Annotated in this window: 18 protein-coding genes; 6 read left to right on the top strand and 12 right to left on the bottom strand. The window is 62.0% G+C overall.

What is annotated here, in order from left to right; all coding sequences use genetic code 11:
* Positions 1–64: 64 nt before the first annotated feature.
* The 5 genes from Q5H93_RS15825 to Q5H93_RS15805 form a co-directional block, all read right to left on the bottom strand.
* On the bottom strand, positions 65–1,201 hold the full coding sequence (locus tag Q5H93_RS15825) for a lysophospholipid acyltransferase family protein (RefSeq protein ID WP_305007571.1): 1,137 nt from the start codon (positions 1,199–1,201) through the stop codon (positions 65–67).
* 202 nt (positions 1,202–1,403) lie between these two features.
* A complete protein-coding gene (locus Q5H93_RS15820) occupies positions 1,404–2,072 on the bottom strand; it encodes a YggS family pyridoxal phosphate-dependent enzyme (protein WP_305007570.1) in 669 nt (222 codons plus the stop codon).
* 198 nt (positions 2,073–2,270) lie between these two features.
* The gene (locus Q5H93_RS15815) at positions 2,271–3,293 is read right to left on the bottom strand and encodes a vWA domain-containing protein (protein ID WP_305007569.1); all 1,023 of its coding nucleotides are present in this window, start codon (positions 3,291–3,293) and stop codon (positions 2,271–2,273) included.
* A gap of 266 nt (positions 3,294–3,559) precedes the next feature.
* Complete coding sequence (locus Q5H93_RS15810) at positions 3,560–4,456, bottom strand: hypothetical protein (protein ID WP_305007568.1); 897 nt, start codon at positions 4,454–4,456, stop codon at positions 3,560–3,562.
* Between the two features lie 5 nt (positions 4,457–4,461).
* A complete protein-coding gene (locus Q5H93_RS15805; RefSeq protein ID WP_305007567.1) occupies positions 4,462–5,349 on the bottom strand; it encodes a DUF58 domain-containing protein in 888 nt (295 codons plus the stop codon).
* A 63-nt stretch (positions 5,350–5,412) separates the two neighbouring features.
* Here Q5H93_RS15805 and Q5H93_RS15800 point away from each other — a divergent pair, with 63 nt between their 5' ends.
* Together Q5H93_RS15800 and Q5H93_RS15795 are read left to right on the top strand one after the other, a co-directional pair.
* Positions 5,413–5,883, top strand: a complete 471-nt coding sequence (locus Q5H93_RS15800) for a DUF4296 domain-containing protein (protein WP_305007566.1) — start codon at positions 5,413–5,415, stop codon at positions 5,881–5,883.
* A 7-nt stretch (positions 5,884–5,890) separates the two neighbouring features.
* A complete protein-coding gene (locus Q5H93_RS15795) occupies positions 5,891–6,226 on the top strand; it encodes a tRNA-binding protein (protein ID WP_305007565.1) in 336 nt (111 codons plus the stop codon).
* A gap of 159 nt (positions 6,227–6,385) precedes the next feature.
* Here Q5H93_RS15795 and Q5H93_RS15790 read toward each other — a convergent pair whose 3' ends face one another.
* The 4 genes from Q5H93_RS15790 to egtB all read right to left on the bottom strand — a co-directional run bounded on the left by Q5H93_RS15790 (position 6,386) and on the right by egtB (position 11,024).
* On the bottom strand, positions 6,386–6,943 hold the full coding sequence (locus Q5H93_RS15790; protein ID WP_305007564.1) for a DUF922 domain-containing protein: 558 nt from the start codon (positions 6,941–6,943) through the stop codon (positions 6,386–6,388).
* A 112-nt stretch (positions 6,944–7,055) separates the two neighbouring features.
* Complete coding sequence (locus tag Q5H93_RS15785) at positions 7,056–8,426, bottom strand: MATE family efflux transporter (RefSeq protein ID WP_305007563.1); 1,371 nt, start codon at positions 8,424–8,426, stop codon at positions 7,056–7,058.
* A 129-nt stretch (positions 8,427–8,555) separates the two neighbouring features.
* Positions 8,556–9,503: an L-histidine N(alpha)-methyltransferase gene (gene egtD, locus Q5H93_RS15780; protein ID WP_305007562.1), complete on the bottom strand. Its 948-nt coding sequence runs from the start codon at positions 9,501–9,503 to the stop codon at positions 8,556–8,558.
* 216 nt (positions 9,504–9,719) lie between these two features.
* Positions 9,720–11,024 (bottom strand): ergothioneine biosynthesis protein EgtB, encoded by a 1,305-nt coding sequence (gene egtB, locus Q5H93_RS15775; protein ID WP_305007561.1) that lies wholly within the window; start codon positions 11,022–11,024, stop codon positions 9,720–9,722.
* 270 nt (positions 11,025–11,294) lie between these two features.
* Here egtB and Q5H93_RS15770 point away from each other — a divergent pair, with 270 nt between their 5' ends.
* The 4 genes from Q5H93_RS15770 to Q5H93_RS15755 all read left to right on the top strand — a co-directional run bounded on the left by Q5H93_RS15770 (position 11,295) and on the right by Q5H93_RS15755 (position 14,570).
* Complete coding sequence (locus Q5H93_RS15770) at positions 11,295–11,561, top strand: KGG domain-containing protein (RefSeq protein ID WP_305007560.1); 267 nt, start codon at positions 11,295–11,297, stop codon at positions 11,559–11,561.
* Between the two features lie 90 nt (positions 11,562–11,651).
* Positions 11,652–12,719, top strand: coding sequence for an o-succinylbenzoate synthase (locus Q5H93_RS15765; protein ID WP_305007559.1), 1,068 nt, complete (start codon positions 11,652–11,654; stop codon positions 12,717–12,719).
* A 122-nt stretch (positions 12,720–12,841) separates the two neighbouring features.
* The gene (locus Q5H93_RS15760; protein ID WP_305007558.1) at positions 12,842–14,095 is read left to right on the top strand and encodes an aspartyl protease family protein; all 1,254 of its coding nucleotides are present in this window, start codon (positions 12,842–12,844) and stop codon (positions 14,093–14,095) included.
* A gap of 97 nt (positions 14,096–14,192) precedes the next feature.
* Positions 14,193–14,570 (top strand): DUF423 domain-containing protein, encoded by a 378-nt coding sequence (locus tag Q5H93_RS15755; RefSeq protein ID WP_305007557.1) that lies wholly within the window; start codon positions 14,193–14,195, stop codon positions 14,568–14,570.
* A gap of 78 nt (positions 14,571–14,648) precedes the next feature.
* On the opposite strand, the gene Q5H93_RS15750 is transcribed toward Q5H93_RS15755, so the two are convergent.
* The 3 genes from Q5H93_RS15750 to Q5H93_RS15740 form a co-directional block, all read right to left on the bottom strand.
* Entirely contained in the window at positions 14,649–15,194 is a 546-nt protein-coding gene (locus tag Q5H93_RS15750) for a DUF1573 domain-containing protein (protein WP_369811048.1), read from the bottom strand.
* Between the two features lie 167 nt (positions 15,195–15,361).
* Positions 15,362–16,789, bottom strand: coding sequence for an ATP-dependent DNA helicase (locus Q5H93_RS15745; protein ID WP_305007556.1), 1,428 nt, complete (start codon positions 16,787–16,789; stop codon positions 15,362–15,364).
* Between the two features lie 9 nt (positions 16,790–16,798).
* Positions 16,799–17,221, bottom strand: coding sequence for a PaaI family thioesterase (locus Q5H93_RS15740; RefSeq protein ID WP_305007555.1), 423 nt, complete (start codon positions 17,219–17,221; stop codon positions 16,799–16,801).
* Positions 17,222–17,321 lie beyond the last annotated feature (100 nt).

The raw sequence follows: 17,321 nt of genomic DNA, 5'->3' as shown, positions 1-17,321 counted from the left end.
CCACAGAGAAGCGGGCGAGGTCCTTTTGCTGCGCTCAGGATGACGTTCTATTGTAAACGACCAGTTACAGCTTATGATTCTTATAGCCTTTCATGGCCAGCGGAATCCAGCCCAATACGGGAATGAAGTACGCGAGGACAATCGGATTGCGCCACAGGAATTTCCAGAACGTGCCGGGCTTATCCAGCTCCATATCGAACTGTCGCTCGCCCTGCTCCACATAGCGGCGCTCGAACTCGGTGAACATGGCGGGCCAGGCGAAGGGCAGGAAAAACGGGAAGTAGCGCCAGTTCTGCTTCATGCGCTGCCAGAGCTCGCCCCAGCGGTAGGGCTTCTGGCCGTGGGCGGCCACGGCGGCATCGAGCTCGGTTTGCATGCGCTGGCGCACCTGCTCGCTCAGGGCTAGGTACTCCTCGCGGCTGAGTTCGTCGTGTTTCTTATCGGTGAGGTCGGGCGGGTGAATGCGGGTGCCCATCACGAAGATGAGCTTGCCGGGCAACGCCAGGTAGAAGGCCCAGGGCTGCAGGATGACCAGCAGCAGCAGCGGCGTGATGGGCAGGAAGGGGATGCCGATTTTCTTCGTCAGCCGGTTTATCCACTCGAAGCTGTAGGCGAAGGGATTGAGGTACTCGGCGTTGATGGTGTAGAAGGGCACGATGTCGGTGCCGTGCTGCAGGCTGAGGCGGAGCATGCTGGTGGCCAGGCGCTGCAGCTCGTACTTGTGGTTGAAGCCCTTGCCGATGCCGGGTACGCCTTCGGGGTACAGCATCAGGTTGTGGTCCTGGTAGTACATCATGGTTTCGAAGTTGAGCGTGGTGGCATCCACGCAGCCGCACTTCTTCCAGAAATCCTGGACCAGGTAGGGGTTCATGAGGGCCGTTTTCGACAGCAGCGGGGCCGAGAGCGGGCGGGGTAAGTCGCGCATCTGCTCGTATTTGGGCAGGTAGCGGAAGAGATGGGCCAGGGCCACAATGGCATCCCAGGGGAAGGCCATGCCCGAGTGGTTGGAGGCAAAAATCAGCGGCCGGTCGGGGTTGTTGCGCTGGGGAAAATCCTCAAACCCGACCAGCTCGGAGCGAAACCAGACGCGGTCGAGCAGCTGGAGCACGTTGTCATCCACGGTGCGCGTGAAGTGCTCCTCGAAGTAGTCGTCGTAGATGTGCTGGTTGGCCGCGATGGCCGGTGGCGGGGTGGGATTCACGGGCAAGCTGGGCAGGACGGAAGGGGAAGGTAGGAGTTTTTGGCGGTTTTAGGGAGAGTGGAATGGAAAAAGAACGTCATCCTGAGCCGACCGAAGGGAGGCGAAAGGACCTCGCCCGCGCCGCGGGCAGCAGTAATTAATTACCACCCCAACGAAGCGGGCGAGGTCCTTTCGCTCCTTCATCGCTCAGGATGACCTCCTGCTATCCCCTACTCCCGAAAATAGCACTGCCCACCCGCACCAGCGTACTCCCCTCCTGCACCGCCAGCCGATAATCGCCGCTCATGCCCATTGATATTTCCTTAAAACTCTCATCGCCGGCAAAATAGTGCGCTTTCAGCAGCTCGAAGTAGCCGCGCAGCTGCCGGAATTCAGTGCGCAGCAGGTTCTCGTCGTCGGAGAAGGTGGCCACGCCCATCACGCCGGTCAGGCGCACGTTGTTCACGGTTTTGAACTCGTTGGACTGCAGCAGTTCCTCCGCTTCGTGGTAGCTGAAGCCGGTTTTGGCTTCCTCTTCGGCGATGTGAAACTGGAGCAAGGCATTGATAATGCGGCCGTGGCGGGCAGCGTGCTGGTCGAGGGCCAGCAGCAGCCGGAGGCTGTCGAGGCTTTGCACGGTGTGCACGAAGGGCGCCACGAGCTTCACCTTGTTGGTTTGGAGGTGGCCGATGAGGTGCCACTCCACGTCGGGCGGCAGCTCGGGCTGCTTGGCAGCCATTTCCTGGGGCCGGTTTTCGCCGAAGCGGCGGGCCCCGGCGGCGTAGGCCTCGCGCAGGCGCTCGACGGGGTGGGTTTTGGTGACGACGACGAGGCGGGCACCGGAGCCGGCCAGCTCGGCTTCGAGGCGGGCGATGTTTTCAGCAACAGACATGCGGCAAACTTACGGCCCGGCACCCGATGACCTCGCCTGGGACTCAATTTGGACCCATCCGGCGCCAAATACTGACAGAATGACTTGCATCCGGGCCTATCGGGCACCCGATATTGACAGATTGACAAGAATTCAAGCCTATCGGGTGTCCGATAGGCTCGAATTGAGTTGCAGGCGGGCCCATCGGACGCCCGCGGCCTAATCCTCCAGCGGATTGCTCATAAACGTGCTCTTCAAGCCCAGCGACAGCAGCCACAGGGCGGCGGCCAGCCAGAGGTAGGGCCGGTAAAAATCCTTGGTGTTGCGAAAGCGCAGCTGCTTGATGTCGGATTTTTCGAGGCGGCTAATCTGGCCGAACACCTCGCGCAGGGCGGCGTTGTCGGAGGCCCGGAAAAACTGGCCGTCGGCCGCCCGGGCCAGCTCGCGCATGGTGGTTTCGTCGAGGCGGGTGTTGACGTAGCGGGGCTGGCCGTCGGGGCTTTGGCCGTAGGGCACCAGCCCATCCTGCCCCACCCCGATGGTGTAGAGCCGGATGCCAAAGGCGTGGGCCAGCTGCGCCGCCAGCAGCGGGTCGAGGCTGCCGGCGGTGTTCTCGCCGTCGGATAAGAGGATGCACACCCGCGAGCGGGCGTCGGACTCGCGCAGGCGGTTGATGGCCACGCCCAGCGCCGTGCCGATGGCCGTGCCGTCGTTCGGAATCAGGCCTACGCGCAGGCTGCTCAACTCGTCGCGCAGCAGCTCATAATCAGTAGTAAGCGGAGCCAGCGAGTAGGCCTCGCCAGCGAAGGCAACGAGGCCCAGCCGGTCGCCGCTGCGGCTGTCGAGGAAGGTAGCGGCCACGCGCTTGGCGGCCTCCAGGCGGTTAGGCTTGAGGTCTTCGATTTCCATGGAGCCCGACACGTCCACGGCCAGCACCAGGTCGATGCCGCGGCCGGTCTGCTCGATGCGCTCGTCGGTGCGCTGGGGCCGGGCCAGGGCCACCACGCCGAAGCCCAGGGCCAGGGCCAGCACCACGTCGGGCACGAAGCGCAGGGCGGCCAGCACGTCGCGCCGCGCCGCGCCCGGCCCGAAGGCCACCACCACCCGCCCTGGCCGCCGCCCCAGCGTGCGCCGCAGCACCAGCAGCAGCGGCACCAGCGCCAGCAACCCCAGCAGCCGGGGCTGCTGCCACTGGTAGCTGGCCAGCGTGGAATAACGGAGCAGGTCGAAGAAGTCGGTCACGCGGGGGCGAAATTAGGGCGAGTTGGGCGGTTGGGGATGGAAGAACGACAAACTCCCCTCCTTGGAAAGGAGGGGATGTTGCGCTGCAAGCGCAACGGGGGTGGTTCGCCCGGTCGCGCCGGCTGGGCTTTAGAAAATATTACTGCGACGTTCTGACGGCGCGGACGGTTCAACCACCCCCGTTCGCTGCTCAGCGCAGCTCACATCCCCTCCTCTTCTGAGGAGGGGAGCTTGTCGTTCTGCTCCTCCTCAATTATTCCTCTCTCCTACTCCCCTCCCTCCATCATCCGCTCATAGCGCCGCTCGGCAAAGTTGCGCAGCCGCTGAAAGGCCTTGTCCACCTCCGTTGCTTCTTCCGACAGCAGGTTGCCGTAAATCACCTTGTCGGTGGTACCCAGCGCGCGGCGCACATCGTTGTCGTTATCAAAATACGACACGATTTCGCGGGTGGTAAAGGAGTTGAGCGCGCTGTCCTCAATGCTGGCGAGGTAGTTTTTCCACAGCGCCACGGCCCGCTCCACGTTGGCCGTGGAGCGCGAGAGCTCAAACCGCTCGGCGTGGCGGGCAAACTGGGCCAGGAAGTAGCCGTGGTTTTTGCGCAGCCGGTAGGCCCGGTAGCGCCGCCGCAGCCGCTGATGAAACAGCGCCGCCCCCAGCCCCAGCAGCGCCGCCAGCAGCGCCGTGCCCGCCAGCCAGTAGGGGTAGTTGAACACCGGCTCCACCGTCCGCAGGGTCAGGTTCTGGCGCAGGGCGGGCAGCTCGCCGCCGCCGAAGGGGCGGGCCGGCGCCACCCGCCGCAGCCGCACCCGGGCCGGGGCCGTGGGCAGCAGCAGCGTATCGGCCCCGCGCAGCAGCAACACCGGCAGCGCCAGCGTCTGCACCGAATCGAGCTGGAAGGTGCGCAGGTGGTACACGGCCCGGTCGAGGCTGCGCCCGCGCCGGGTGCGGGTGGGGTAAAATGTCTTGCTTACGTACTCAAATGGCCCAAAAGCCGCCGTGGAGTCGGGAAAAATCACCTCCAGCTCGGGGGCGTGCTCGAAGCGCAGCTCGTAATCGAGCGGCTCGCCCACGCGGGTGCTGGGGCGCCGGAAGCGGCCCTGGGGCACATCCGGGGTCGTTTGGGCTAATAGTGGCAGCGCCAGAAATACCAAAAAGCACGTCACCCTCCTCATTTACTGCGTTGTTGTTTGCGGTGCCGAAACAGCCCTACCAGCTGCGGCACGAAGTCGCCCTCCGTGCTCAGGGCCAGAAAGCCCGTGCGGTAGCGCCGGCAGATGTTGGCAATCTGGGCCTCGTGCTGCTGGCCGATGGCCTCGTAGCGCGCCCGAAAGTTGGCCGATGAGGTGTTGACCCAGCGCGTAACGCCCGTCTCCGCATCGAGCAGCGGCACGATGCCCAGGCGCGGAAACTGCCGCTCGCGGGGCGCCTGCAATTGCACCACAATCAGGTCGTGGCGCTGGGCCAGCATGGTGAGCTCGCGCTCGTAGCTCACGTCGATGAAATCGGAAATCAGCACCACTAGGCTGCGGCGCTTGAGCAGCCCCAGCGCCTGCCGGATGCCCGCCCCCACCGCCGTGCGGCGCGACAGCGGCTGCAGCGCAAACAGCCGCTGGATGAGCGCGTACATCGGCCGCGGGCCCTTGGCCGGCGGCAGGTACAGCTCCTTCTGGTCGGAAAACGCCAGCAGCCCCAACGCCGAGCCCTGCCGGGCGGCCGACAGCGCCAGCAGGCCCGCAATGTCGCGGCCCACGTCGAGCTTGCGGCGGGCGGCGTCGCCCACCTCAAGCGAGGCGCTTACGTCGAGCAGCACCAGCACCTGCTGCTCCTTTTCCTCCTTGTAGGTTTTGACGAACGTGCCGTGGCCCTTGCTGCTCACGTTCCAGTCGATGGCGCGCACCTCGTCGCCGTACTGGTACAGGCGCACGTCGTCGAATTCCAGCCCAGTGCCTTTGAATACGGAGTGAAAATCACCCTGCAGCTGGGCCTCCACCGCCTTACGGATGCGGATTTCGAGGTGCCGCAGGCGGCGAACCAGGTCGGTGAGGGTGGGCGTCATTTTTGGTTGGCAAAGAGGTAGAGACGCAATAGTTGGAGTTTCGTCGTTGAACGATTAGTCCTGATGGCACGACCGACGAGTCGCAAAATAGTGCGTCTCTACGTCATCCGGCCATTTTATTGGAACAGCACCAAGCCAACGCTCCACGAAGCTACTAACTTTGCGGACGTGAAACCTGCGTTCTCCCACTTGGCCAGCCTCGGGCTGGCGGCGCTGCTGGCCCTGGGGGCCTGCCAGCGCCCCGAGCAAGCCCCCAAACCCGCCGACCTGCTTTCGCGCGAGCAGGTCATCCGCGTGCTCACCGATGTGCACGTGCTGGAAGCCCAGGTAGAGCAGAGCCGCCTGCCCACGGATTCGGCCCGCGCCCTCTTTCTGCAGCAGAAAAAACTGCTGATGAAGTGGTACAACGTGGACGACTCGGCCTTCCTGCACAGCTACCGCTACTACGGCAGCCACGGCAAAGACCTGGACGAAATCTACGGCGCCGTGAATGACACGCTGGAGCTGCGCGCCAAGAAGCTCGGCGCCAAATAAGCCCCCTATGTCACTTTCCTGGACTGAATTTGAGCGCGTCGACCTGCGCGTGGGCACCATCCTGGAAGCCCGGCCGCTGGCCGGCGCCCGCCGCCCGGCCTACCAGCTGCTCATCGATTTCGGCCCCGAAATCGGCCTGAAAAAATCGAGCGCCCAAATCACGCACCACTACACGCCCGCCACGCTGCTGGGCCGGCAGGTGCTGGCGGTGGTCAATTTCCCGCCCAAGCAAATCGGCAAATTCATGTCGGAAGTGCTCGTGACGGGCTTCGCCGATGCCGAGGGCCACATTGTGCTGGCCGCCGTGGCCGGCCCGGTGCCCAATGGCAGCCGGCTGGTGTGAGGAAGATATTGATAAACCAGAACGTCATCCTGAGCCGAGCGCAGCGAGGTGAAAGGACTTCGCCCGTGCCGCTTGCAGCAGTAAATAATTACTGCCACAGCGAAGCGGGCGAGGTCCTTTCGCTTCCCTTCGGTCAGCTCAGGATGACGCTCTGATTTGCTACAGCGCAAACTCCTTCAGCTGGTCCAGCTTCAGCTGCACCTGGTTTTCCCAGTAGGTTTGCTGGGCGGCATTGAGGCCGTGGTTGCTCTGCTGGTCGTAGCGGGCCTCTTCGCGGCCCCACTCGGCGTACACGGCTTTGGTGAGGTTGTTGAAGGCGGGTTGAAGCTTGCCGCAGTCGGCGGTTTGCCTGAAGGTCACCATTTTCTGGCGTAGCTTGCGGGCGTAGATTTCGGTGATGTCGAAGTGCAACTGCTCGTGGCGCAGGAGGGCTTCCGTGAGGTGCTTGGGGTCACGAATCCAGGAAGTATTGGGGTCGAAGGTAGCCTGGGCCGAACCGTTGAAGACGAAGTCGGTGCAGCCGATATTGGCTTTAATGTCCGACGACGTGGAGGCGGCCAGCGCCGAAGTGGGGCGGCCCAGGAAGTCGGCCACGGTGAGGCGGCGCGTGGCCGACCACGGAATGGGTGCGGCGGCAGCCGGCTTGGCGGGTTGGGAAGAGGCTGGCCCCTGCCCGGTGAGGGCGGCCAGCAGCAATGGCATCAGCAAGGAAAGCATAGTATAAAATTAAGCGCCCGCGTTGAGCATACTCAGCGCAAAGAAACGGCAACTGGTCCGACGGTTTTGGCCTGCAGTTACCAAGTTTCGCGCCAACAACGAATGGCGTTTTTCAATTCATTGCGGTAGGCTCGGGCGTGGGCAGTACGGCACCGGGGGCTGTTTCGCGGCGAAAGCGCACCAGCAGCACGCCCGCCACGATGGTCAAACCCAGCAGCAAGGCCGTCCACACGCCCACCGGCCCCAGCTTCAGCACGAAGCCCAGCACGTAGCCCAGCGGCAGCGCTACCGCCCAGTAGGCCAGCAAGGCCACCACCGAGGGCACCTTCACGTCTTCGAGCCCGCGCAGGGCGCCCAGCCCCACCACCTGCATGCCATCCGATATCTGAAACAGCGCCGCGATGAGCAGCAGCGTGGCCGCCTGCGCCACCACCGCCGGGTCGCTAATAAACAGTAGCGGAATCTGGTAGCGGCCCATGATGAGCAGCAGCGCCATCAGCCCCATAAACCCGAACGTAAGCCAATAGGCTGCAAAGCCGGCCTGCCGGGCCTCGCCCAGGCGGCCCGCGCCGCGCAGTTGCCCCACCCGCACCGTGGCCGCCGCCGAGATGCCGCTGGCCGCCATGTACGTCACACTGGCCACCGTGATGGCTACCTGGTGCGCCGCCTGGGCTGTCACGCCCAGCCAGCCCATCATCAGGTTGGAGAAGCTGAAAGCGCCGACCTCAAAGGCCATCTGTACGCCGATGGGCGCGCCCAAATCGAGCAGGCGGCGGCCGGTGGCGGCATCGGGCCACCAGCTTTGGATGGCGGCGCGGCTCTCGGCCAGGCGCGGGGCCAGCAGCACGTAGCCGGCCATCAGGACGGCCATGAGCACCCGAGCCAGCAGCGTGGCCCAGGCCGAGCCCACCATGCCCAGCGCCGGCGCACCCCACTTGCCGAAAATCAGCGCGTAGCACAAGGCTGCGTTCACTACGTTGGCCAATATCGACAGCCACATGGCCTGCCGTGTCAGCCCCAGGCCCTCAGCGTATTCGCGAAAGCCCTGAAACACCATCAGCGGAAACAGCGACCAGCTGATGACCCGCACCCAGGGCGCGGCCAGGGCCACCACTTCGGCCGGCTGCCCCAGCAAATCCAATAGAAAAGGCAGCAACTGCCCTAGTCCGGCCAGCACCAGCCCCGCCAGCGCACTCAGCCACACCGATGACACCAGCAGCCGACCCAGGGCCGGGAAATCGCGCCGCCCCTCGGCCGCTGCCACCAGTGGCACGCTCCCCATGCTCAGGCCCAGGCCCAGCACCAGCAGCACCGTAGAAGTGCTCACGCCCACCCCGATAGCCGCCAGCGCCGTCTTGCCCAGCCGCCCTACCAGCAGCGAATCACAGACGTTGACCAGGATATGCCCCAGCTGGGACAGCACGACGGGATACGCCAGCACCACGGTAGGGCGCAGGTGCGGGCGGATGGAAAAAGCAGGCAAGGACGAATGAAAAAGCGAGCCGCAAAGGTACGGCCGGCTTTGGGAGGGGTGAATTAGTTAAAAGTTGAGAGTTAAAAAAGCAGTCTTCTGCGGAAGTGGGGTTTTAACTTTTAACTCTCAACTTTTAACTTACATTTTCGCCAGCACCACATCCGCAAAATCCCCCGCCGTATCCTGAAAAACGGCCGCTACCCGCAAGCCTGCCTCCCGCGCCATTTCCTCAATCTGCGGGCGGGTGAATTTGTAGGAATTCTCGGTATGAATAACTTCCCAGGCGGCAAAATCGAAGCTGCGGCCGAGCTTATTTATCTGCACCTGCTGGGCCCGGGTGCTCACCAGAAAGGAGCGTACGGCGCCGGCCAACGGGTTGTAGTCGGTGTAGTGCTGCCAGTAGCGCAGGTCGAAATCGGCCTCCAGCTCACGGTTGATGCGCCGGAGCAGGTTGAGGTTGAAGGCAGCAGTGATGCCCTGCGCATCGTCGTAGGCGGCGCGGATGCGGCGCGGGTCTTTCTGCAAATCGAAGCCGATGAGCAGGCGGTCGGCCGGCGCTAGCGGGGCCGCCAGCTGCCGCAGAAATGCCAGCCGTTCGGCGGGGCCAAAATTACCAATATTGGAACCCAGAAACAGTACGGCTTTGCTGCCCGGGCGGGTGGGTAGCTGCTGGAGTGCGGTGGCGTAGTCTTCCACCACGGGGTCCAGCCGGAGCGTGGGCAGCTCCTGGCGCAGGGCGGCAGCCAGGCCAGACATCGCGCCGGCCGAAATATCCACCGGTGCATACGTAAAGTCAGCCTGCTGGCGCAGCAGCTCGCGCAGCAGCAGCTTGGTCTTCAAACCGTCGCCCGCGCCTAATTCCACCAATGAGAACGGGCCCGCTTCTGGCCGCAGCGCCGCTACAATAGCGGCACTCTGCTCCTGCAGAATAGCGTATTCGGTACGGGTAGGATAATATTCCGGCAGCCCCATTATTTGCTGAAACAATTGACTACCAACGTCATCGTAGAAATACATCGACGATAGTGTTTTGGGCAGCTGGCCCAGGCCTTGGGCAACGTGGGTAGCAAAATCTGAATGAGGCATTGTGGGTGGAAATAGAACGATAAGCTCCCCTCCTTGAAAAGGAGGGGATGTTTTTGCGTAGCAAAAACGGGGGTGGTTAAGCCGGGCGCGCCGGTAGAACGATGCTGCTAGAACAATCTGAAATAGAAAAAGGCTTGGCAATAATTGAGCGGCTTCGAAAGCTCAGTTGGCGCAGTCCCGCTCAACCACCCTCATTTTGCCACTATTTCGCAAATACTACCGGGCCAAGCGAATACCCGTAAACTGCCAGCGCTTATCGGCGTGAAAGAAATTGCGGTAGCTCACCCGGGCGTGACTTTCGGGGGTGGCGCAGGAGCCGCCACGCAGCACCAGTTGGTTGACCATAAACTTGCCATTGTACTCGCCCAGCGCCCCGGCGGCGCGCTCGTAGCCCGGATAGGCATGATAGGCCGAATACGTCCACTCCCAGCAGTCGCCGAGCAGCTGGTGGCAGCGGCCGGGGTCGGCAGCGGCGGGCAGCGGCTGGGGGTCAAGGCGGTGGCTTTCGAGCCAGGTTCCGTCTGAGGTTTCAGCCCCGAAATGACGGGCGGCCGCTTCCCACTCAAACTCAGTGGGCAGGCGGGCGCCCGCCCAATGCGCGTAAGCATCAGCCTCGTAGAAGCTGACGTGCGTGACGGGCGCGGCCATATTCACCAACTGCAGGCCGTGATGGGTGAAGCGGTACCAGCCGTCGTCGCGGCGCAGCCAGTAGAGCGGTGCTTCCCAGCCCTCGCGCTGGGCCAGGTCCCAGCCTTCCCCCATCCAGAAACGAAAATCGCGGTAGCCGCCCGCTTCGATAAATTGGATGAACTCGGCATTGGTCACCAGGCGGTTTTGCAGCTCAAACGGCGCCAACAGGACCTCGTGCGCTGCCAGCTCATTATCAAAGCAAAATCCTTCTTCCTGAAAGCCAATGCGGTAAATGCCACCGGGCACTGGCAGCCAGGTTGCGTCAAGTGTCGATTGCTCATTGCTCGTTGCAAATTGCTCATTGCTAATTGCATAAGCCGGCGCCAGCGGACTGGTGCTGAGGATATATTTGATGTCGGTCGCCAGCAGCTCTTGGTGCTGCTGCTCGTGCTGCAAGCCCAGCTCCAGCACCTCGCGGAAGCTGGCGGGCAGGTCGTCGGCCCGGGTTAGCAGCTCCTGCATGGCCGCATCGACGTGGGCGCGGTAGGCCAGCACATCGGCCAGCGGCGGGCGCGAAAGGGTGCCCCGGTCGGCCCGATTTACCCGCGAGCCCAGCGAGTTGTAGTAAGAGTTGAACAGGTAAGCATAGTCGGGGTGAAAAACCTGGTATCCGGGCTGATACTCCTTGAGCAGAAAGGTTTCCCAAAACCAGGTGGTGTGCGCCAGGTGCCATTTGGGCGGGCTCACATCGAGCATGGGCTGCACCACGGTATCTTCGGGCAGCAGGGGCTGACAGAGGTCGGTACTTTGCTGCCGCACGGCGCGGTAGCGGGCAGGCCAAGCCGGGTTGGTGACCGGCGCGGCAGTTGGGAAAACGGCAGATTGGTGCATAGAGGGGCAAGTTAGCGAGGCGGCGCAGGGCAGCCGGCGGGGTGAGTTGCGGGGGCGGTGCGCATACGTACGGTTCGGGCTAATGTTAAGCTGGATACCGCATGAGTGCTACCATGAAATACGGAGAAGCTCCTCGGTAGAAAATGGTATTTTTAACCACTATCTTTGTTGCCTGCAAAATATCGTCTAATAAATGCTTAACTAGGCGACGGTTTCCGAATTAACCCAAAATTTCTTACCTTTCCCACTCACTCTCTTTAACCACCTACTATGAAAACCCCTAAAGCCACCTCCGGTGATAAACCGGCCGCCAAACCTGCCAAAGTACCCATGCGTCCTGCCAACCGCGTAGGAGCTAAAAGCCGGCGCGGCTTTGCCGCCATGAGCGCTGAAACTCAGCGTCGTATCGCCAGCCAGGGCGGCAAGGCCTCGCACGCCAGCGGGCGCGGCCACCGCTTCTCGGCCGACGAGGCACGCGATGCCGGCCGCAAAGGCGGCCTCATCAGCCGCCGCGGCCCGGGTAAAGACGACGAATAAACTTTACTGGTCAGGCACTTCTTTGCGGGCAGGTTCTTGCGCAGGCAAGGGCCTGCCCTTTGGGGCTTGTAGCTGACGCATCTTTGCAGCATGCTTCAACTTTCGTTTTCGCAGCGCGTGCTACGCTTTAATTTTCCGGCCCGCACCTCGCGCGGGGCACTGGCCGAGCACGTAGCCTGGTACCTGCATCTCAGCCACACCAGCCAACCCGCGGTAATCGGCGTGGGCGAAGCGGCCCCGCTGGCAGGCCTCAGTCCCGATTTCGGCCCGGCTTTCGGTCCGGCTGTGCAGCAGTTATGCGCCCGGTTCAATGCCGCTCAATTCGAGCATTTCTCGGCGGCCGAAGCGTCGGCTTTTATTGGTGCGGAGTGGCCAGCGCTGGTTTTTGCGCTGGAAACGGCCGTGCTGGACCTTGCCAACGGCGGCCGCCGGCAGCTCTACCACAATGCGTTCAGCGAAGGCCAGGCGGCCCTGCCCATCAACGGCTTGGTGTGGATGGGCGACGCGGCCTTTATGCGCCAGCAGATTGAGCAGAAGCTGGGCGCCGGCTATTCCTGCCTGAAGCTCAAAATCGGCAGCCTCGACTTTGCCACCGAGCTGGCACTGCTGGCCGAAATCCGCGCCGTGGCCGGCCCCACCCAACTCATGCTGCGCGTCGATGCCAACGGTGCCTTCGCCCCCGCCGAAGCGCTGGGCAAGCTAGAGCAGCTGGCAGCCTTCGGCCTGCATTCCATCGAGCAGCCCATCCGGCCAGGCCAGGGCGCGGCACTGGCGGCACTGTGCCGACAGTCGCCGATACCAATTGCCCTTGATGAGGAACTGATTGGGGTGGCTGCCCAAAATCAACAAGCTGCTCTGCTGGATGAAATCCAGCCCGCCTACATCGTTTTGAAACCCACGCTACTGGGTGGCCATGCCGCTACCCGCCACTGGATTACATTGGCCGAAGCCCGGGGCATGGCCTGGTGGATGACTTCAGCCCTGGAATCGAACGTGGGCCTGAATGCCGTAGCGCAGCTCACCGGCGAGTATGCGGTGGGCGACTTTGCCCAAGGCCTGGGCACGGGCCAGCTTTATCATAACAATGTAGCTGCCCCGCTGCACATCGCCGCTGGCCACTTGCGCTATGAACCCACCGGCGCCTGGGAACAGCCTTAAAAAGGCAGGGACTTCAAAATACGTCGCTAAGCACTTATTTTGAGCTTTCCAAGCACTTCTCCGGCAACTATTAGTAGCCGGCAGCTACCTTGTATTGCCCTCTCTCGGTTCCCACCCACCCCATGCTTGCCCTGCGCCGTATTTGCGTGCTGCTTCTGTTGCTATGCGGCAGCGCGGCCGAGGTATGGGCGCAGCCGGCCACCGGGCCATTTCACCTCCTGCGCCCCACGAGAAAGCGGGTGCGACTGCCTTTCCAGCAGCAGCGCAACTTCATCATTGTGAGCGCCAAAATTAACGGCACCGGGCCGTATAATTTCCTGCTCGATACCGGGGCGGGCACGTCCATCATCACCAGCCCCCACCTAGCCGATTCGCTGGGCCTGCGGCGCGGCGAGAAATTTCGGGTGATAGGGGCCGGTGGCCAGACCACCAGCCTACTAGCTTATCAGCTTGATAACCTGCGCCTGACTATGCCAGGCATAGAGGCGCCAGCCATGAGTATGCTGGTACTGTCGGAAGATGTGCTCAACCTTTCGGGCTACGTGGGTATGCCCATCCACGGCATTCTGGGCCCCGAATTTTTCCACAGCTTCGTCGTCACGGTGCTACCGCAGCAAAGCATGCTGGTGCTGCAGCCATCCGCCGCTTTTCAGGCACCACGCAGCCCCCACTGGGCCAGCCTGCCGCTGCAAATTGAGCGCAGCAAGGCCTATGTAACGGTACCCGTACACCTGAGCGATTCATTACAAATACCTCTAAAACTGGTGATTGACACTGGCGCCGGCCATGCGCTGTCGCTCGAAACCGGCTCGCACCCGCAACTGCAACTGCCCCCCCAGCAGCTACCTGCCGAACTAGGCCGGGGCCTCACCGGCGTGGTGCGCGGGCAACTGGGACGGGTAGCCGAGCTGCGGCTCGGCCATTACCAGCTCCGCTCGGTACTGACTTCTTTTCCCGACGTGGCCGATGTACACGGCCGGGCCGATGTACATCGCAATGGCAACCTCGGCTTTGAATCCCTCAAACGCTTCGCCTTCACTATCGACTACTCCCGGCAGCGCCTCTGGCTACGGCCCAACCTGCACTTCAACGAACCCTTCGAGCACGACATGAGCGGCCTCGACCTGCTGGCCGTCGGCCCCAACCTGCACCGCTTCCTAGTGTTGCGCGTAGCTCCTGGCTCGCCAGCTGCCGAGGCTGGCATCCAGCCCGATGAAGAGCTGGTATCCGTCAATTTTATGGCGGCCAGCGCTTTTTCGCTTACACAAATCAGTCATCTGCTGCACTCCTCCCACGGCCGCTCCATCATTCTGGTATTGCGGCGCGCCGATGGCGAGCTGCACACTGCCATTGTACGGCTGAAGCGCCAGATATAAGCCTCTACCCTATTCGGGCCGTAACTTGCAGCCGCTAGCGAGCAGCGCACAATGCATTGCAGCGCTGATACTTTCAAACCAATTTACCTTCAATACTATGACTGCAAAAATCATCTTGCAGCTGGCGGGTGTGCTGGGCAGCCTGGGCGTGGCCATCGGGGCTTTCGGAGCCCACAAGCTCCACGACATGCTGGAGCGCGCCGGCCGCCTCGATACCTTCGAAACCGCCGTGCGCTACCAGTTCTACCACGTGCTGGCGTTGGCCGCCGTGGGCATTCTGTGGGCGGTGCGGCCCGAATTGCGCGGCCTGGGCACCACGGCTTGGCTGTGGCTGGGCGGCATCATTATTTTCAGCGGCTCGCTCTACGTGCTCTGTTTCACGGGCATCACCAAAATGGGCATGGTGGCACCGGTGGGGGGCCTGCTTCTATTAGCAGGCTGGCTAAGTCTGGCCTGGGCCGTCCGCGAACTGTAAGCAATCAAATTCTGATAAAACGCAAAAGGGCGGCCCAACTGGGCCGCCCTTTTCTTATTCAGCAAAAAGCGGAAGAGCTTATTTGGTCTTCACTTTGGCTTTACGGCCATCAACTTTCATTTTCTGCTTGTCGCCTTTCGCGTCAACTTTAACACCCGGAGCCGAGTCTACAGTCATTTGGGAAGGAGCGTTGGTAGCAGCGCTGGCGGCGGTAGCTTCTTTCACTTCGCCCACCAGAGCTACAGTTACGTTACCCCCCGTGGCGTTCGACTCGATGGTCAGCACTTTGTTCTGCATACCCATTTTGCCGGCGCTGTTGAAGTGCGCAGCGATGGTACCCGATTTGCCGGGAGCCACGGGCTCCTTGGTCCACTCCGGGGTGGTGCAGCCGCAGCTTACGCCGATGTTGGAGATGATGAGCGGCTGGGTGCCAGTGTTTTTAAATTTGAATACGTGGTCCACCACGCCACCTTGCACGACGGAGCCGAAGTCGTATTTCGACTCTTCGAAGGTGATAGCCGGGCCGGCTACTTTCTCGACGGCGTTGGCTGGCTTTGCGGCCTGAGCCTGAGCGGTGTAAGCAGCAGCAGTCAGGCTCAGCGCCAGGAACAGTACTTTTTTCATGGGATTAAAACGGTTGGTAAGAATGAAGTTTGACAAATTTAAGGGTTTCCGGCGAGCCTGCAAATCTGTTGCCAATTTGCGGGCACTGGCATGAAATTCCGGTGAATAGCTCTCTCGGACAACCATGCCGTTATTTCGTTTGCAAAGGCTTCCGGCAAGCAAAAAGTTTATTCCTCGGGCAGTTCGGCCAGTAATTTCTGTTGGAAATTAAGCAAAAACAATTTTTCCGAGGCCCGCGTGATGGCCGTGTACAACCAGCGGGCAAACTCGCCCGCCAGCGGCTCGTCGGGTTTCAGAAAGCCGTGGTCCACAAACACGGCTTGCCACTGCCCACCCTGCGCCTTGTGGCAAGTGAGGGCGTAAGCAAATTTCACCTGTAGGGCATTGAGGTACGGGTCCTGCTTCATCTGCTTGTAGCGTTCGGCCTTGGTTTTCAGGTCGGCATAATCTTCACTGACCGCCTGATACAGCGCATTATTCCGGTCCGAAGGCAGCGCTGGCGACTCGGTGTGAAGCGTGTCGAGCAGCAATTTCACTTCGATTTCGGGCTCGTCGGGATAATCGACCAGCCGCACTTGGGCCTGCGCAAAGTGGAAGCCATACATCTCCTCCCGCCGAATGATTTTGGTAATTTGCAGGAAGTCCCCGTTGGCCAGGAAGCCAATTTCTGAATCCTTGGGCAGCCAGAAATAATTGTTGCGCACCACCATCAGGTAGTCACCACCTTCAATCTCCTCCTCGGCATCGAACAACGCCCGCCGGATGAGCTGGTTATACTGGTTGGCGTTGCGATTGGAGCGGCAGATGATGGTGGTATTCTCGTGCCCGAAGTTGCGGTAAGCCCAGCGCAGGCCGTCTTCGAGCTTGTCGCCGCCCATCTTGAAAATGTCGTTGTAGCCCTTGGTATGCAGCTGAATTTCGGGCGTTTCCTGCCGCAGTTCCTCGCGCAGCTCCGTCGCATTCACCAGAATGCCTGACTGCTGGGCTTGCCGCATCACCTGGCGCAGCTCCACGCTATCGACGCGGGCGCGGTAACGATGGGCCAGCAGCTCGGGGTCGAGGGCCGGGCTCAGGAGCTGGCCCACCGGCGGCAGCTGCGCCGTGTCGCCGATGAGCAGAATGCGGTTAGTCGATTTCTCGAACACGTAGCCCATCAAATCGTCCAGCAAGCCACTCTCCCCGAACGACTTCTCATCCGAAATCATCGAGGCTTCGTCCACGATATAGAGCATGTGCTCCTGGCGGTTGGGCTGGCGCTGGAAATTGAGCCGCTCGGAGGGTGAGCCGCTGGTCTGGCGGTAGATTTTCTTGTGAATGGTGCTGGCGGCCACGCCCGCGTAGCCCGCCATCACCTTGGCGGCGCGGCCGGTGGGGGCCATCAGCGTGTATTTGCGCTGGCGCTCGTGCAGCCACTGCACCAGCGCGCTGATGACGGTGGTTTTACCGGTGCCGGCGTAGCCGCGTAGCACAAAGGCTTTGCGGCCCGGCAGCTCGTCGCGCAGAAACTCATCGAGCTGCGCAAAAAGCGTGGCCTGGTCGCCAGTAGGCTCGTAAGGAAAGTAGTCGCGGACGGAGGGAATGCGGCGGGTAAGCATCAGTCAGATTTAACTCGGTTCTACCACAGCCATCGTGGCCGAGGCCTTGGCAATGAGCAGCTCATCGCACCACACTTCAGCTTCGCAGAAGTGCAGGCGGCGCCCGGCCTTCAGCACCCAGCCGATGGCCCTGAGCTGCTGGCCCACGCCCGGATGCAGGTAACTGACTTTCAATTCGGCCGTCACCACGCCATAGTTATCCGGCACCAGGGTGACGGCCGCGAAGCCCGCCGCCAAATCGGCCAGCGTGGCCACCAGCCCGCCGTGGGCAAAGCCGCGCTGCTGCTGGTGCTGCTGGCCCAGCGGCAGCCCCACGGTGATGCGGCCGGGCGCAATACTCGTCAGGTCGGCCCCGATGAGGTGCATGAAGTGTTGGCGCTCCAGCTTGCGCCGGATGCGGATTTCGAGGTCGGTAGGAGTAGAATCGGACACGAATTGAATGCGCGGGTACAGAATGCCAAAGATACCCCACGCACTTCTGGCAATAAGCAGGAAGCGGTGGCCGTTGTCAGCAGAGCAGCGCCAGCATACT

It is taken from the genome of Hymenobacter aranciens, assembly GCF_030580865.1.
Taxonomy (GTDB): Bacteria; Bacteroidota; Bacteroidia; order Cytophagales; family Hymenobacteraceae; genus Hymenobacter; species Hymenobacter aranciens.
Note: the sequence above shows the minus strand (reverse complement) of the source record. Positions and strands in the feature narration are given on the sequence as shown.

Coding starts and splice junctions, on each gene's coding strand:
- Q5H93_RS15800 (WP_305007566.1), top strand. CDS start 5,413: ATGGCACGACCGACGAGTCGCAAAATAGTGCGTCTCTACGTCATCCGG.
- Q5H93_RS15745 (WP_305007556.1), bottom strand. CDS start 16,789: ATGCTTACCCGCCGCATTCCCTCCGTCCGCGACTACTTTCCTTACGAG.
- Q5H93_RS15795 (WP_305007565.1), top strand. CDS start 5,891: ATGTCACTTTCCTGGACTGAATTTGAGCGCGTCGACCTGCGCGTGGGC.
- Q5H93_RS15755 (WP_305007557.1), top strand. CDS start 14,193: ATGACTGCAAAAATCATCTTGCAGCTGGCGGGTGTGCTGGGCAGCCTG.
- Q5H93_RS15760 (WP_305007558.1), top strand. CDS start 12,842: ATGCTTGCCCTGCGCCGTATTTGCGTGCTGCTTCTGTTGCTATGCGGC.
- egtD (WP_305007562.1), bottom strand. CDS start 9,503: ATGCCTCATTCAGATTTTGCTACCCACGTTGCCCAAGGCCTGGGCCAG.
- Q5H93_RS15820 (WP_305007570.1), bottom strand. CDS start 2,072: ATGTCTGTTGCTGAAAACATCGCCCGCCTCGAAGCCGAGCTGGCCGGC.
- Q5H93_RS15790 (WP_305007564.1), bottom strand. CDS start 6,943: ATGCTTTCCTTGCTGATGCCATTGCTGCTGGCCGCCCTCACCGGGCAG.
- egtB (WP_305007561.1), bottom strand. CDS start 11,024: ATGCACCAATCTGCCGTTTTCCCAACTGCCGCGCCGGTCACCAACCCG.
- Q5H93_RS15765 (WP_305007559.1), top strand. CDS start 11,652: ATGCTTCAACTTTCGTTTTCGCAGCGCGTGCTACGCTTTAATTTTCCG.
- Q5H93_RS15770 (WP_305007560.1), top strand. CDS start 11,295: ATGAAAACCCCTAAAGCCACCTCCGGTGATAAACCGGCCGCCAAACCT.
- Q5H93_RS15805 (WP_305007567.1), bottom strand. CDS start 5,349: ATGACGCCCACCCTCACCGACCTGGTTCGCCGCCTGCGGCACCTCGAA.
- Q5H93_RS15750 (WP_369811048.1), bottom strand. CDS start 15,194: ATGAAAAAAGTACTGTTCCTGGCGCTGAGCCTGACTGCTGCTGCTTAC.